This is a genomic window from Chryseobacterium sp. ON_d1, from assembly GCF_006829085.1.
Lineage (GTDB): Bacteria > Bacteroidota > Bacteroidia > Flavobacteriales > Weeksellaceae > Chryseobacterium.
The window spans coordinates 171,200-185,678 of the sequence record NZ_BJTC01000001.1 but is presented as its reverse complement, the minus strand read 5'-3'; the positions used below and the strand labels follow the sequence as shown (position 1 = coordinate 185,678).

At 38.5% G+C, this 14,479-nt stretch carries 11 protein-coding genes; 3 read left to right on the top strand and 8 right to left on the bottom strand.

Annotation, left to right across the window (positions count from 1 at the left end):
* Position 1: 1 nt before the first annotated feature.
* Complete coding sequence (locus CRS_RS00830) at positions 2 to 1,324, bottom strand: TolC family protein (protein WP_142722207.1); 1,323 nt, start codon at positions 1,322 to 1,324, stop codon at positions 2 to 4.
* Between the two features lie 130 nt (positions 1,325 to 1,454).
* Between CRS_RS00830 and CRS_RS00825 the strand changes: the two genes are divergently transcribed.
* The gene (locus CRS_RS00825; RefSeq protein ID WP_142722206.1) at positions 1,455 to 2,267 is read left to right on the top strand and encodes an AraC family transcriptional regulator; all 813 of its coding nucleotides are present in this window, start codon (positions 1,455 to 1,457) and stop codon (positions 2,265 to 2,267) included.
* A gap of 62 nt (positions 2,268 to 2,329) precedes the next feature.
* Here CRS_RS00825 and CRS_RS00820 read toward each other — a convergent pair whose 3' ends face one another.
* The 6 genes from CRS_RS00820 to CRS_RS00795 all read right to left on the bottom strand — a co-directional run bounded on the left by CRS_RS00820 (position 2,330) and on the right by CRS_RS00795 (position 10,009).
* On the bottom strand, positions 2,330 to 5,815 hold the full coding sequence (locus CRS_RS00820) for a DUF2723 domain-containing protein (RefSeq protein ID WP_142722205.1): 3,486 nt from the start codon (positions 5,813 to 5,815) through the stop codon (positions 2,330 to 2,332).
* 176 nt (positions 5,816 to 5,991) lie between these two features.
* The gene (locus CRS_RS00815) at positions 5,992 to 6,780 is read right to left on the bottom strand and encodes an SDR family oxidoreductase (RefSeq protein WP_142722204.1); all 789 of its coding nucleotides are present in this window, start codon (positions 6,778 to 6,780) and stop codon (positions 5,992 to 5,994) included.
* 182 nt (positions 6,781 to 6,962) lie between these two features.
* Positions 6,963 to 7,775 carry a hypothetical protein gene (locus CRS_RS00810; protein ID WP_142722203.1) on the bottom strand — a complete coding sequence of 271 codons (813 nt, stop codon included), beginning with the start codon at positions 7,773 to 7,775 and terminating at the stop codon, positions 6,963 to 6,965.
* A gap of 388 nt (positions 7,776 to 8,163) precedes the next feature.
* Positions 8,164 to 8,553 (bottom strand): RidA family protein, encoded by a 390-nt coding sequence (locus CRS_RS00805; protein ID WP_142722202.1) that lies wholly within the window; start codon positions 8,551 to 8,553, stop codon positions 8,164 to 8,166.
* A gap of 99 nt (positions 8,554 to 8,652) precedes the next feature.
* Positions 8,653 to 9,216, bottom strand: a complete 564-nt coding sequence (locus CRS_RS00800; protein ID WP_142722201.1) for a Crp/Fnr family transcriptional regulator — start codon at positions 9,214 to 9,216, stop codon at positions 8,653 to 8,655.
* A 190-nt stretch (positions 9,217 to 9,406) separates the two neighbouring features.
* Positions 9,407 to 10,009, bottom strand: coding sequence for a TlpA disulfide reductase family protein (locus tag CRS_RS00795; protein ID WP_142722200.1), 603 nt, complete (start codon positions 10,007 to 10,009; stop codon positions 9,407 to 9,409).
* Positions 10,010 to 10,413: 404 nt separating this feature from the next.
* On the opposite strand from CRS_RS00795, the gene CRS_RS00790 reads away from it, so the two are divergent.
* Both CRS_RS00790 and CRS_RS00785 read left to right on the top strand, forming a co-directional pair.
* Positions 10,414 to 12,744: a TonB-dependent receptor gene (locus CRS_RS00790; RefSeq protein ID WP_142722199.1), complete on the top strand. Its 2,331-nt coding sequence runs from the start codon at positions 10,414 to 10,416 to the stop codon at positions 12,742 to 12,744.
* A gap of 3 nt (positions 12,745 to 12,747) precedes the next feature.
* Positions 12,748 to 13,563, top strand: a complete 816-nt coding sequence (locus CRS_RS00785) for a DUF4249 domain-containing protein (protein WP_142722198.1) — start codon at positions 12,748 to 12,750, stop codon at positions 13,561 to 13,563.
* A gap of 50 nt (positions 13,564 to 13,613) precedes the next feature.
* Here the strand turns inward: CRS_RS00785 and CRS_RS00780 are convergent, their stop codons facing one another.
* Complete coding sequence (locus tag CRS_RS00780) at positions 13,614 to 14,339, bottom strand: YoaK family protein (RefSeq protein ID WP_142722197.1); 726 nt, start codon at positions 14,337 to 14,339, stop codon at positions 13,614 to 13,616.
* Positions 14,340 to 14,479: the final 140 nt, after the last annotated feature.

Below are 14,479 nucleotides of genomic sequence, written 5' to 3'. Positions count from 1 at the left end.
ATTATAAAATGCCTGTGATGTTTTGTAGTAAATAATAATTGTTCTGTGCCATAATCTTTGCTGCTTCAAGTTCAAATTTTGTCTGAAGAAGCTGTATATCTGCATCCAAAAGTTCTGTAATAAGGGAAGTCTGGCTGAAGTAAGTATTTTTGATGATTCGTGCATTTTCCTTTGCCTGGGCTACATTGGCTTCCGCCACTTTGATCTGTTCCAGAGCTTCCTGATATCTCAGATAGGCTTCCTTTACCTGCTGTCTTACTTTATCCTCTGTATCTTTATGCGCCTCCTCTTCTTTTTCAAACTCCAGCCGGGCGGCTTTTACCTTTTGCGTATTATGATACAGGGAAGAGATGGAAAACGAAGCTTTTATTCCCACTATTCCCAACGAATACCAATAAGGATTGTAAGGATACAGGAAAATCTGTGGATTGGCGTAATAGAATTCACCATACATCCCGACTTTAGGTCTTACATTGGCTTTTACCTGCTTCAGTTTAATTACACTTAATGCGGTCTGCTGCTCAGAAACGTGGTAGTCAAAAGAATGATCCAGCGCCATTTTCAAATACTCATGATAAGAAGTATTCTCATTCCACTGTTCAGATGGTGCTTCCGGAATAACAATCTGGTCATCTGGAATTCCAAGAATAATATTAAGCTTTTGTGTAGCGATGAGAATATCATTTTCTATAGTCACCAAGGCCATTTTCCTTTTTGAAAGCTCAAGTTCAATCCTTAAAACATCACTTTTTAAAACCACTCCGTTTTTATAAAGCGCCTGTATTTCTTTCAGCTGGGTTTTCTGATCTTCAATATCCTGCTTAATAAGATTTCTGAAGATTAATGTTTTCTGCAACTCCAGATAAAGTGCAGCTGTTTTATAATGAATATCAGAAACCGACTGTTCTTTCAGGATGTCCTTAATTTTCTGAAGGGTCTGGCTTTCCTTAATTTTAAGATTCAGCTTGTTCCCGTTGTAAATATTCAGGTAAAAGTCTGCCCCCGCTCTGTACAGCGTATGGATGACTTCATGCTGGGTGGGTTTGGAAAAGATTCCGTTCTCATAAATGGGAATGTTGGAAGCCTTTTCGGCTGACCCTTTGATCTCTATTTCCGGAAGACGCTCTCTTTTGGCATCTTTTACTTCGGCTTCAGCAATGTCTGCGTTGATGGTATTGATTCTGATATGACGGCTGTTTTCTTCAGCTCTCTGCCAAGCATCTTTTAAGGAGAGTCGTAGGGTATCCTTGGTTGGACTGCCTGTCTGGGCCGATATGGTGTAGGAAACTCCCAGCATCAGCAGTCCGGCGACATAAATTTTCATTTGAATTTTTGAATTATTGCTCTGCAAATTTATTGGCAATCCTGAGATTATTTTTATCTAAAATAGTCAACTTTTACATGATTCCGGCCAAATGGTTTATATTTGCACTTTCATTGATATTGTATTTTTTATGGGATTAATTGCTGCGCTTCCGGACATTGATAAAGACGATAAAAGTGTATTTGTCATGCATGAAAAATCGGAAAAACTGATTCCCTTTCACAAACACACAAAAGGACAGCTGAGTTATGTAGAAGGTGGTATTGCCTATATCACTATCGATAACAGAACCTATGTAGTACCGGCCAGGCACTTCTTTTGGATTCCACAGGGAATGGAGCATATTTTAGAAATCGGGCATACTGCAACGGTACTGCGCTCCCTTTATTTTTATGCCTATGATGATGTTTCAGATCCCTTTTACAGCAGACTGGGAATATATCCGGCATCTGAACTGTTGATCCAGATGATAAAATATACTGAAATATGGGATGAGAAACATGTTACCATAAAAGACGAAAACTTCGAATTTCTGGTAGCGTTAAAAAAAATACTTCCCAAAACCCACAATCAGCCATTACCGATTATCCTCCCGGCTACTCACAATAAGCAGATGATGAAAATTGTATCTTATCTGGAATGGAATATCGGGGAAAAACTTACCCTGGCTCATGTAAGCAGTAAATTTGGTTTGAGTGAACGCACTTTGTCACGCCTGTTCAAGACAGATATGGACATTTCTTTTTTACAGTATCTGAAGACATTAAGAATTATCAAAGCGATTGAACTGCTTTTAAATACTGATAAACCCATCAACGAGATAGCCGATGATGTTGGCTACAGTTCTATCAGTGCTTTTAGCGATACCTTTCATGAGTTCACCCAATCCAGACCTTCCGATTTGAGAAAGAGCAATAAAGTCATCCGGAGCTTTACCGATTAAACAACACTGGATTCAATAAAAAAGCCCTTAAACAAATGATCTAAAGGCTTTTCGCTTATTATTTACTGCGTCACTTTTATCATTACATTGGTTATCTCATTTTCCTTTTTCCTGGAATAAGAGGAATCAAAAGGTTCCATAACATTGAATAAATACTGATAAAAAGGAGCGATCTGACGGACATTTTCAGATTCCTCCACCGCTTTCTCTTTCCCCATCAGCTGGAGTCCTTTTATAAAAACATTGAACTTTTTGTCAACAGGCTCCAATGATCTCAGAATATATGCATGTGCTTTCTCATCCTGTCCCAGCGTTTTGTACGCTTCTGTAACGGCTGAAACAACGAGTGCATATTCCATCGGCTTTGACCTCATCTGCCTTTTGGCCACTGCTTTAAATGAAGGGGAAAGATTCTGATAATAGTCGTATTCTTCAAATATTCCTTTTTTGAGCATTTCCGCCAGCTGAAGTCCTTTTTGCTCCTGCCCTGCAACAATATATCCGGTAACCATAGCGCTTGATGAACGCGGTTCATTATATTTCTCTACAGGAATTTCTTTTGTCGCAAGATCAATTAATTCCAGCGCTTTTGCTTTTTGTCCGTTCAGAACGAGTGCAGATACAGCTCTGCTCACAGACATTCTGTAGCCTAAAATATTTGACGTAGCCGTTTCATCATAATAAATACTCTGGTCTTTGAAATTCCCCCATCTGAAGTTTTTTACTATCTGGTAAAGAGAGTTGGCTTCTACTCTTCCTTTATCTCCACCGGGACTCTGAGGAGTATGGATAGGCACCAATCTGTAACTGAAGCCGTCAAACTGCAGATATTCATCGAGATAAAAAATATTTTCACTGTCATACATTCCGCCTGACGAGAAATTTACAGGGCGTTTCCAATCAAAATTCGCAAGCATATCCAGCATCATCAGGTTGCTTTTATAAAGGGTTTTAGCTTCATAATTAATCATAATCTGATCCACTGCATCGGGAAGGTCACTCTGAGTAATAATTCCTGCTTTGACAGCATTTCCTTTATTGACGGGCAGAATAAATTTACTCACCGGAAGAATATTGTACTTTTCATATTGCTTTTCTCCGAAATACATCTTCAGTAATTCGTCTTTTTCGGATGATTTCAGTTTAAGGAATTTAATGGCCTCTTTGAGTGTCAGAGAATCCTGAGTCAGATATTTCCTGAAATCCTGAAAAGCGGTATCCGGTGCTCCCTGCTCTTTCAGCATTTGGAAAAGTCCTTCCCAATCTTCTTTTTTCATCAGAAACACCTGGTCATTTACGCCATCCCTGTATTCTTCATGTGTTAATTCACCGGGAATTCCTTTTGCATGATAGGTTCTTCTCTTCACCTGGTCAATGTTCCATGGGGTAGCTAAAAGTGTAAAGTTGACCGTTTTCACATCATCCCTGAATCTTTCCGTTTCCTGAATAGCCCATACCGGAAAGGTATCATTATCACCATAAATGAAAATAATATCGTCTTTGGGCAGCGAACGTAACAATGAATAGGCATAATCACGGGCTGCTGTTTTTTTGCTTCTGTCGTGCGGAGTATAGTTCTGAAACCCCATCATAAAGGGTATTCCTAACAGTACTACTCCCAGAACAATAGTTGCTGCACTGGATTTAACTTTAGACTGAACCAGCCAAAGTACTGCCCCTGCTCCCAGACCTATCCAGACGGCAAAAGCATAGAATGAACCCACCATTGCATAGTCTCTTTCCCTTACTTCAAAAGGTTTTACTCCGGTATAGAAAACAATTCCCACACTGGTCAGAATAAACAGTGAAAGAATCGCATAAAACCGTCCGAAATCCCTGCTAAGCTGGAAAAAGAATCCAATCAAACCTAAAATCAATGGAAGAAAGAAAAATTTCACGGTGCTTTCATTTTTAAATTGGGCAGGCATATGGTCCTGATCCCCCAGTAAGCCATTATCAATGAAAGAAAAGCCTGATATCCAGTTTCCATTGGTATTTTCCATGTGCCCCTGAAGATCGTTCTGTCTTCCAACAAAATTCCATAGCAGATATCTGACAAAGTAATATCCGTTCTGGAAAGAAATGAAATAATCCATATTCTTGATAAAGGAAGGACGCTGTACCTTGATCAGATCATACGGTTGTACTTTCAGATAGTCTTCTGCGGTGATAGAATCGCCTTCATATTTTGCTCTCAGTTCATCAAAAATACGGTGCGCTTCAGGATTGTCTGCCACGTCTTCATTATCATAATTGAAAGTAAAATCAGGAGCTCCGTACAAAGAGATATAATTAGCCATTACCTCTTTGTCCTCGTTGAACATCCTTGGCATGAAACTTATATGGGATTTATTAAAAACATAGTTGAATCTTTCACCGGTCTTTCTGTAGGTTCCGGTTTTTTCATCTTTTTCATAAATATCTCCGGTGATCTCTCTTTTGTAGCTTCCCTCTTCATCTTTTTCCAACCCGTTTTTGTCCAGAAATGCAGTGTAATTCTGACCGTAAATGGTAGGCCAGTCACCATATTGCACCCTGTTATAATAATCTCTCATTCCGATGGCGGTATCCGGATCATTAAGGTTCATCGGGGGATTGGCATTAGCCCTGATGGGAATGACCAGCCAGCAGGAGAAACCAATGATCATGTAAACAAGGGATAAAACTACAGTTTGATATACCTTCTTTTTGGTTTTCCTGGCATACTTAATCATAAGATAACTTACTAAGGTCATGAGAACAAACGCAGCAATTGTTCCTGAATGAAAAGGAAACCCTAAACCATTCACAAAGAAAATTTCAAGCTTTCCGAATAGGGTCATAATCAGAGGAAAAATAATCTTGAATACAAATGCAAGAATTCCCAGAGTAATCAGATTGGCTATGATAAAATTTTTCCAGGAAAAGGTATAATTTCTGGCATAATACACCAGACAAATAGCCGGAATAGCCAGCATACACATCATATGTACTCCCACAGAGAGCCCTATGATGAAGAAAATAAGGATAATCCATCTTTCGCTGTCAGCAGCTTTAGATTCATTCTCCCATTTGGTGATCAGCCAAACTAACAATGCAATAAACAGAGAAGCCATTGCATACACCTCACCTTCTACTGCTGAAAACCAGAAGGTATCTGAAAAGGTAAAACATAAAGCCCCGATGACTCCGGCAAAAAGAACAGAGATCTCCTGATGTCTTGTAATTTCTGCATAATCTTTATGTAAAAGGCGTCTTAAAAAATGAGTAATTGTCCAGAACAGAAACAGAATGGTAAATGCACTGAACAGCGCAGACATGGCATTGATCACAATAGAATAATGTTCTGAGTTTCCCAAAGCAAAAATACTCGCTACCGCCCCTACAATCTGAAATAAAGCAGCCCCCGGAGCATGGGTTACCTCTAGTTTCACAGCCGAAGAGATATATTCTCCACAATCCCAAAAGCTTAAAGAATGTTCTATTGTAGAAAGATAAGTGATAAGCGCAACAGCGAAAAGGAACCACCCTACTACAGTGTTCCATTTTTTAAAAGACCAGTTTCTCATATTATATTTTCCAATATAGATAGGACAACTGGGGAAAAGGGTTTATTACATGGACCTTGTTTATTTTTAAAACCACAAAAGGTACAAAAGTTTTAAACCCTTAAGCTTTTCTGAACCAAGCCTTATGTGAACTTTTCTGTGGTTAAGAAACTTATTGGCTTCTTAAATAGTCGTTTTTAATAGGTATTATTCAATCCTCCATCCAAAGGAATGCTTGTTCCGGTAAGATAATTTGAATATTCTGAGGCCAGAAAAGCTACAAGATGACCATATTCTTCCGGCTGTCCGAATCTTTTCATGGGAATCTTATTTTCTCTTGCTTTTTTTATTTCTTCTGCAGAAACACCGGTTTGCAGGGCTTCATGGGCCACCAGCTTCTGAATTCTTTCAGTATCGAAATATCCTGTTAAAACATTATTTACTGTGATATTATGCTGTGCAATCTCATTGGAAAGAGTTTTTGCCCAGGCGATTACTGCAGAACGGATCGAATTGGACAATGCCAGATTCCCGATCGGTTCTTTTACTGACAAAGATGAAACATTGATAATGCGGCCATTTTTCTGTCGGATCATATGAGGTAAAGCCAATAAAGTTGTTTCGCAAACCGTTTTAAAAAGAAGATCAAATGCTTTCTGATAATCATCCGGGGTTTTATCAAGTGCTAAACCCGGCTCCGGACCGTTTGTATTATTAACAAGAATGTCTACCGAATGGTCGTTAAAATATCCTGTTATAATTTTTTTATAATTTTCAAAGTCTGAAAAGTCAGCCACCAGATATTCATGTTCCTGTTCCGGATTAATTACCGGCAGTGAAGAAACAAAGGCTTTCAGTTTTTCTTCATTGCGTGACATTACGGTTACACTGGCTCCGCATTTTGCAAGTTCTATGGCAACTCCTGCTCCAATTCCCTGAGTGGCTCCGCCTACTAAAGCATTTTTTGAAAAAAGTTGAATATTCATCCTTGTAATGAGTATTGATTATCTGTATAAATATAAGGAATCTTTATTTTAATGATCATTTAAATGGACAGCAGGCACTATTTCATACAACAGTAAACACCAGCGTAAGCCGGTGTTTCAGTATTTGTGTTATTAGAATTTTTGCTGAAAGAATAATGCCTGATATGGGAACTATAAAGGAATTAATCTCCGATACGGAAAACAAGTAATTGGGTTGAGGTTGCAGCCAGACTCATTCCTGCTCCTCCACAGTTACCGGATTGGCCTCTTCCAAGAGTTATCGTCCATGTTCTGTTGGCTGGAACAGTGGTAGCATAGGTTATGGTACCTCCGTGATTGGAAAGGGCTCCTTCTGAGTGTGAAGCCGTACTGTGAATTCGGGTAGAACCTGTGTTAAGAGGGAAATCTATAAAATATGAGCTGATAGTACATCCTGTTACATTATGAGTTGCTTCATACACAAAAGTCATCTGATAAGTTCCTGCAGGAAATGTAATAGTACTTGTTCCTGCGTTAAAGCTCATGCCGGGAATGGTATTTTTAACCACAGACATAGGGACTACCTGTGATCCGCCTGCACCTTGTGCCTGCAAGAAATTGGCCTGTGCAGTTTCCAGCCTGAAAACCGCAGGATTTGGAATAGATAAAGCGCCTAATGTACCGATACTTTTAACAACACCAGTCGCATCCACTACCAGCAGAGGATCTGTAGTGGTATTTCCTGCAGAAAGCCCCTGTACTCGCAACGGATCGGTTCCATTGATATGAAGCTTATTCGTAGGAACAGTAGTACCGATTCCCATGTTTCCAGCGGCAGTAACAGCTACATCATTGGCCTGTTGTGCCGCTGAAGGTGTTCCTGTAGCCGGATTGTCTTTGGCTGCATCAATATTGAAAACGCCCTGTGGATTGGAAGTCTGAATACCTACCTGAGCACTCACGAAAATACAATTTCCCGTCAAAAGAAATAAAAAATAGATGAGTTTACGTTTCATAATAAATAATTTCCGATTAATATTAAAATGATTTTTGAAACATAAAGCTAAGATTATTACGATAAAATTAAATATTTGACTTAAATAATCACTTTATATTAAAACAAATATAATAAATTTCACACAAAAGGGAACTAGGTTTCATAAAAAATAATTGTTAATTTTTCAATGAACTCAATTTTCATTATCAGCATTTCATTCACAGATTATATAATGAGCATAGCTATTTAGGAATTTTTATTTATATTCATAAGATTGTTATTCTTATATAAAACCTGTATTTTTTTTGAAAAAATCAGATTTATCAATCTTTCAGATAATATTTTCTAACAAGACAAAAAAACCTCCTTAATATATAAGAAGGTTTCTTTTAATTTTCAATGATAATCTATTTGACCACGGTTGCCTCCAGTTCAATTTTTAACGTTTCAAATAAACCTTTTACTTCCAGCATTGTTAATGCCTGACGGATGCTGTGCCTGGCAATCCATTCCTGAAGAACAGGAAAATAAGGCCAGAGTTCTTCTGCTGAAGTTGTATAGACATTTAATCTGACAATACCTTCACATTCATATCCTGCTGAGGTGATTACTTCTTCCAGATTGGCAATAGCCTGTTCCAGCTGAGATTTCATATCTTTATTACTGGAGGTCCCGTCAGGATCAACCGCTGCCTGTCCGGAGCAGTATAAAGTACTTTCAACATTTTTAACTTCTACAGCCTGAGAATAACTTCTTCCATCCTGCCATTTCCATGGGTTGACTGTTCTTTTTTCCATTGTCTTGAATTTGTTATAGGTTACAGGACAAAATTGCATAACAGATACTGTAAATTTCCGTGACCGAGATCACGATTATGCTGTGAGCTTTATCAATATTTACAGAGGCAAACGGCTCAGCGTTTCTCTTGAAACCCCTAAGTAAGCTGCCAGGAGAGACTTCGGAACCCTCTGAACAAGGGAGGGATATTTTTCCAAAAGCTGTTCATATCGTTCCTTTATTCCGACGGTCATCATGGAAATGGTACGTTGCTGGGCAGAAATGAATCCCCTATAGGCTTTTTCAAGAAAGAAATGTTCCAGTTTTGGAAGTTGGGTACAGAGTCTTTTATAATCGCCAAGATTAAGGCACAATACCTCTGTATCTTCTATGCATTCCAGTGACATTGTCGCCAAAGTTTCCAGATAGTAAGCTGGAAAATCTGTTTCCCACCAATCTTCCATGGCAAATCCGACAATGTGCTCTTTTCCGGTTTCATCAGAGTAAACCAGCTTCAGAAGGCCTTTCAGAACGAAATAATTATAGGAAGCTGCTTCTCCTTCCTGTACCAGAAACTGATGTTTTTTATATTTCTTATGCGTAAAACAGGATGATATGAATTCAAATTCATCATCATTTAGGGGGAGTATTTTTTCGATATGAGTCCTTAACTGGTCATGCATGTTCAATTTCTTATTTTGTAAAAGTACTCTTTTTTCAGCGAGACATTTCTGTTGCTTATAACCCTGAATCTTTCAGAGAAAGGATATATTATGGCCTTCGGGAAATTCTGTAGAATTATTTTTCTCTCAGAATTTCAGTTTCTATTTCTGCAGGAGCATATAGCCTAAAGAATGTCATCATTAAATTAAATTAAGGCTTTTCTTTCAGCAGTTCTTCAATCTGTCTATAAAATGAATCTTTACTGTAATCGGCAAGTCCTTTATGATGCAAACGGATTTCTCCTTTTTTATCCAATACAACAGTTGTAGGTAATGATCCACTGTAAAGCACACCTGGAATATTGCCAGCCGGAACGATAAAAGGAACTGTGAAGCCTTTTTCCTTTAAATAAGATTTTCCTGAAGCAACATTATCATCAAGATTCACCGTAAGAAATATCATATCCGGATTGTTTTTGTACCGATCATACAATTTCTGGACAGACGGAAATTCTGCCCTGCAGGGTGGGCACCATGAGGCCCAAAAGTTAATGAAGATGACTTTATTCTGTAAAGCAGAAGGGTCTATAATAGGTCCATCTTCATTTTTCAATATAAAACCAGCGTAGGAAGCTTTTGTTGAGATCTCTTGTGTTTCTTTTGATGCTGATATAGTGGAATTGAGAATTCCGGTGGAAGCAACCTGTCTCATCAGCCATGCCTTTGCATCTTTATTCACAAATATGACAATAAACAACACTGTAAGTACTGTAGCAGAACCATTTTTCTTTAGCCAAATTTTCAGATTTTCCATATTCTTCCACTTAATTCCCGTCCAATATAAGACTAATATTTTGATCAGAAATCCATAAGAATGGTTTATAAAGTAGAAAGTTAATTCCTGGGCTTAAATACCATTAAGCGGGAACTTTCACAGCAAACAGTAATAAAATCCATCTAAATCCCGTTAATAATGTAATTTTTAACATAACCAGTGAAAAGTAAACATAAAAATCAATATACACTGCATAATATTACCTTTTATGTAACAATCTTATTGTATCCTTGCTCTTACATTTTCTGCAAACCTTGTTTTTCAATGGATTTATTTCATAATTAAACCTTTACATGTAACGAACCCCCATATTCATTCAACTAATCGTACATCACCAAAACATTAATTCATATACAGGAGATCTACTACTTTAAAATAAACTAATGCAAACATCCTTTTTAAAAATTACCGCTGCCACTGCTGCACTCTGCTTCAGCACGGTGGCAATGGCCCAGCAAACCTATTCTGTAAGCGGAACCGTGAAAGACAAAAAAAACGGAGAACTGCTCATCGGAGTTTCTGTAAAAGTAAGTGAAGCCCCTTCCATCAACGTGGTTGCCAATGAGTATGGCTTCTATTCACTTTCACTGCCTGAAGGCAACTATACCATCATTATTTCAAATCCCGGATACAAAGATTTTGAACAGCAGATCAAAGTAGATCAGAATATAAAGCTTGACCTTCCTCTTGTTCCGCAGGAAGAAGTTACAAAAGCCATAGACGAAGTAGTTGTAACCGCTATAAAAAAGGATAAAAACCTAACATCTGCTCAAATGGGAGCAGAGACATTAAATATTAAAAATATAGAAAAACTTCCTGTCCTTTTTGGAGAAAAGGATGTTATGAAAACCATACAGCTTCTCCCAGGTATTAAAAGTAATGGTGAAGGAAGCAGCGGATTCAGTGTAAGAGGCGGTGCTACCGACCAAAACCTGATATTATTGGATGAAGCGCCTGTTTACAATGCCTCTCACCTTCTTGGCTTTTTCAGCACCTTCAACAGTGATGCCCTGAAAGATGCCAGCATTATTAAAGGAAACAGCCCTGCCCAATATGGAGGCCGACTGTCCTCCGTACTCGATGTCAAAATGAAAGACGGAAACAATAAAGATTATAATGTCAACGGAGGAATCGGCCTGATCAGCAGCAGACTGAGTGTAGAAGGTCCTATCCAGAAAGAAAAATCTTCATTCATTGTTTCAGGAAGAAGAACATATGCAGATTTGTTCCTTAAGACCAGTAAAGACTATAAAGACAATAAGCTGTACTTTTATGATCTTAACCTGAAGGCCAACTACCAGATCAATGAAAACAACCGTATTTACCTTTCCGGATATTTCGGAAGAGATGTTTTGGGGCTGGGAGATACTTTCAATACAGACTGGGGAAATACTACAGCAACATTGAGATGGAACAGTATTATCAGCAGTAAATTGTTTTCCAATACATCTTTCATCTACAGCAATTACGATTATAAAATCAGTCTGAAAAATGATGATACCGTATTTGACTTAAATTCAAAAATCCGTGACTGGAACCTTAAGCAGGACTTTACCTGGTTTGCAGGAAACAAACACTCTGTAAAATTCGGTCTGCAGTCTATTTATCATACACTTACCCCGAGCAGTGCTTCCGGTACTACAGTGAGCAGTTTTGCAAGAAACCCGAGATATTCGTGGGAAAATGCGGTTTACATCAATGATGATTATAAGGCAACGGAAAAACTGACCATCAATTATGGAGCAAGACTTTCTATGTTCAGTGTATTGGGAGGTGACACATTCAATACCTATGAGAATGGGGTGCTTACCGACAGTAAATTCTTAGAGAAGGGAAAATTCGGGAAAACCTATGTGAATCTTGAACCGCGTATCAGCGCCAATTACCGGATCAATGAAGTCAGCAGTGTGAAAGGGGGATATTCCAGAAATACCCAGAATCTTCACCTCCTGAGCAACAGCAACAGTGGAAACCCTACCGATCAGTGGATTGGAAGCAGCTATACGGTAAAACCGGAAATTGCGGATCAGATCAGCCTTGGCTATAGCAGGAATTTCAAGAATAATAATTATGAAGTGAATGCTGAAGTTTACTATAAAGACATGAAAAATCAGATCGACTTCAAAAACGGAGCCCAGATTGGCTTTGACACCGGAGCCGATGTAGAAAGTGAGCTCTTGTTTGGAAAAGGAAGAGCCTATGGCCTGGAACTTATTGCCAAAAAGAAAAGTGGAAAGCTTACAGGGTGGATCTCCTATACTCTTTCTAAAACGGAAAGAAAGATCAACGGAATCAATAACAATGAATGGTATAATGCCAGAATGGATAAGACTCATGATCTTTCCATTGTTGCCACTTATCAGCTTAATCCCAAATGGACTTTCTCGGGATTGTTTGTGTACAGCACAGGAAATGCAGTGACCTTCCCTACCGGAAAATATGAGCTGAACGGACAGACCGTCTTCCAATACAGCAACAGAAATGCAGACAGAATGCCGGCTTATCACAGGATGGATTTAAGTGCCACCTATGAACCCAGTTCCAATAAACGTTTCCGTGGGTCCTGGACCTTCGGTATTTATAACCTGTATGGCCGTGAAAATGCCTATACCATTAACTTTGAAGACAATCCTGACCGTCCCGGAACAACACGCGCTATGCAGACTTCTTTATTCCGATGGGTACCTAACATCACTTATAATTTCAAATTCTAAATCATGAAAAATACATTTTATATCATATTATCTGTCTTTATATTAAGCTCTTGTGAAAAGGAGATCGATCTGGATCTGAATGACCAGAGCGGAAATATTGTCATTGAAGGGAATGTAACCAACCAGTCTGGTCCTTATACCGTAAAAATTACAAAATCAGTCGATTTTTCAGAACCTAATCAATATCCGGCCGTTACAGGAGCCCAGGTTATTTTAAGCGATAATACGGGACAGACCGAAATTCTTCATTATGCAGGAAGCGGAATGTACCAAACCACTACTTTTGTGGGAACCCCCGGAAGAACTTATACCCTGAAGGTACAGGCTGAAGGAAAACAATATACTGCAGAGAGTAAAATGCCTGAAGAGGTTTATTTTGAAGGACTGCAGCAGAGCTCCTTCAAATTTGGTGATAAGACTACCTATACCCTTCTGCCTCTTTTCACAGATCCAACGCCATTAGGGAACCGTTATCTTTTTAGTTTTACAATCAATGATCTTACTAAAAAATATATGAATACCTTTTCAGACAATGTAAATAACGGATTACCCAACCAGCAGCCCCTGATTCTTCCTAATGACGATAATAAAGGCAGGGACCATGAAGTAGTGGCAGGAGACAAGATCCATGTAGAAATGCAATGTATCGATACCAATATATTTACCTATTACAGCGCTTTACTTCAGATTTCTGGCGGCAATGGCGGAACCGTTACCCCAACCAACCCTCCAAGTAATATCAGCAACGGGGCATTGGGATATTTTTCGGCTCATACCACAGAAACAAAGACTTTTGTAATTCAGCCTGTTACACCATAATTAAAAAAAGGATATTCCAATTTCCGGAATATCCTTTTTTATTTTCAGCTTTATCTCAACTTCCTTTTCAGGGCATAATACCTGTAGAGAAGTTTATCATACCGGATCACACAGAACAGCAGGCCTGCAGTTAGTATCAGTGTTTTTAAACGAATCATGCTATAACTAAAACCACCAATGATACATCCTGAAAAAAAGCAGGCAATAATCACCAGTTTCAGAGCGATATTCTTCCTAAGCTGACTCTGTTCATTTTTTCTTTCCTTGAAAAACAGTTTTGAAAGTTCTATTCCCAGATCAGTAAACAGCCCCGTAAGGTGAGTCGTTCTCACGACAGACTGTGATACTCTTGTCACCAGTGAATTCTGAACTCCCATTGCAAAAAGTAAAATACCGGCAACTGTATAAGGAGATACTGAGATTTTTAATGATTCTTCTCCTGATATCCCTACAAAACCCAAAAGCAGAATTTCGGTGACTAAAGGAATAAGATGCGGACGGAACATCCTCCGTCCGGAAGAAAATTCAACCATAAAGCTTGAACAGAACGCTCCTCCCAGAAAACATAGAATGAAAACAAAATAAGTAAGAGCACCGCCGTAGTCATCCAGAAGAACTTTCTCAGAAAAGAAAGCAAAATGTCCTGTTATATTAGTAGTAAGAACTTTCACAGACAATACTCCCACAATATTCACAATCCCGGCAACAAATGAAAGTGCTGATGCCAGTTTAAGATTGTGAAAATAAGTTCTGTTTTTCCCTCTGTGCCTGAACATTTTTAATCTCTGTAAAGCCTATGCATTACTTTTTAAAAAAACAGCTGGATAAAATAAATAAGTAAAAAAAAATAATTAGAAATGTCAGTGTCAAACTGTGAAAAACATGTCCGCTTAAATATTTATCCAGTGTTCTTATA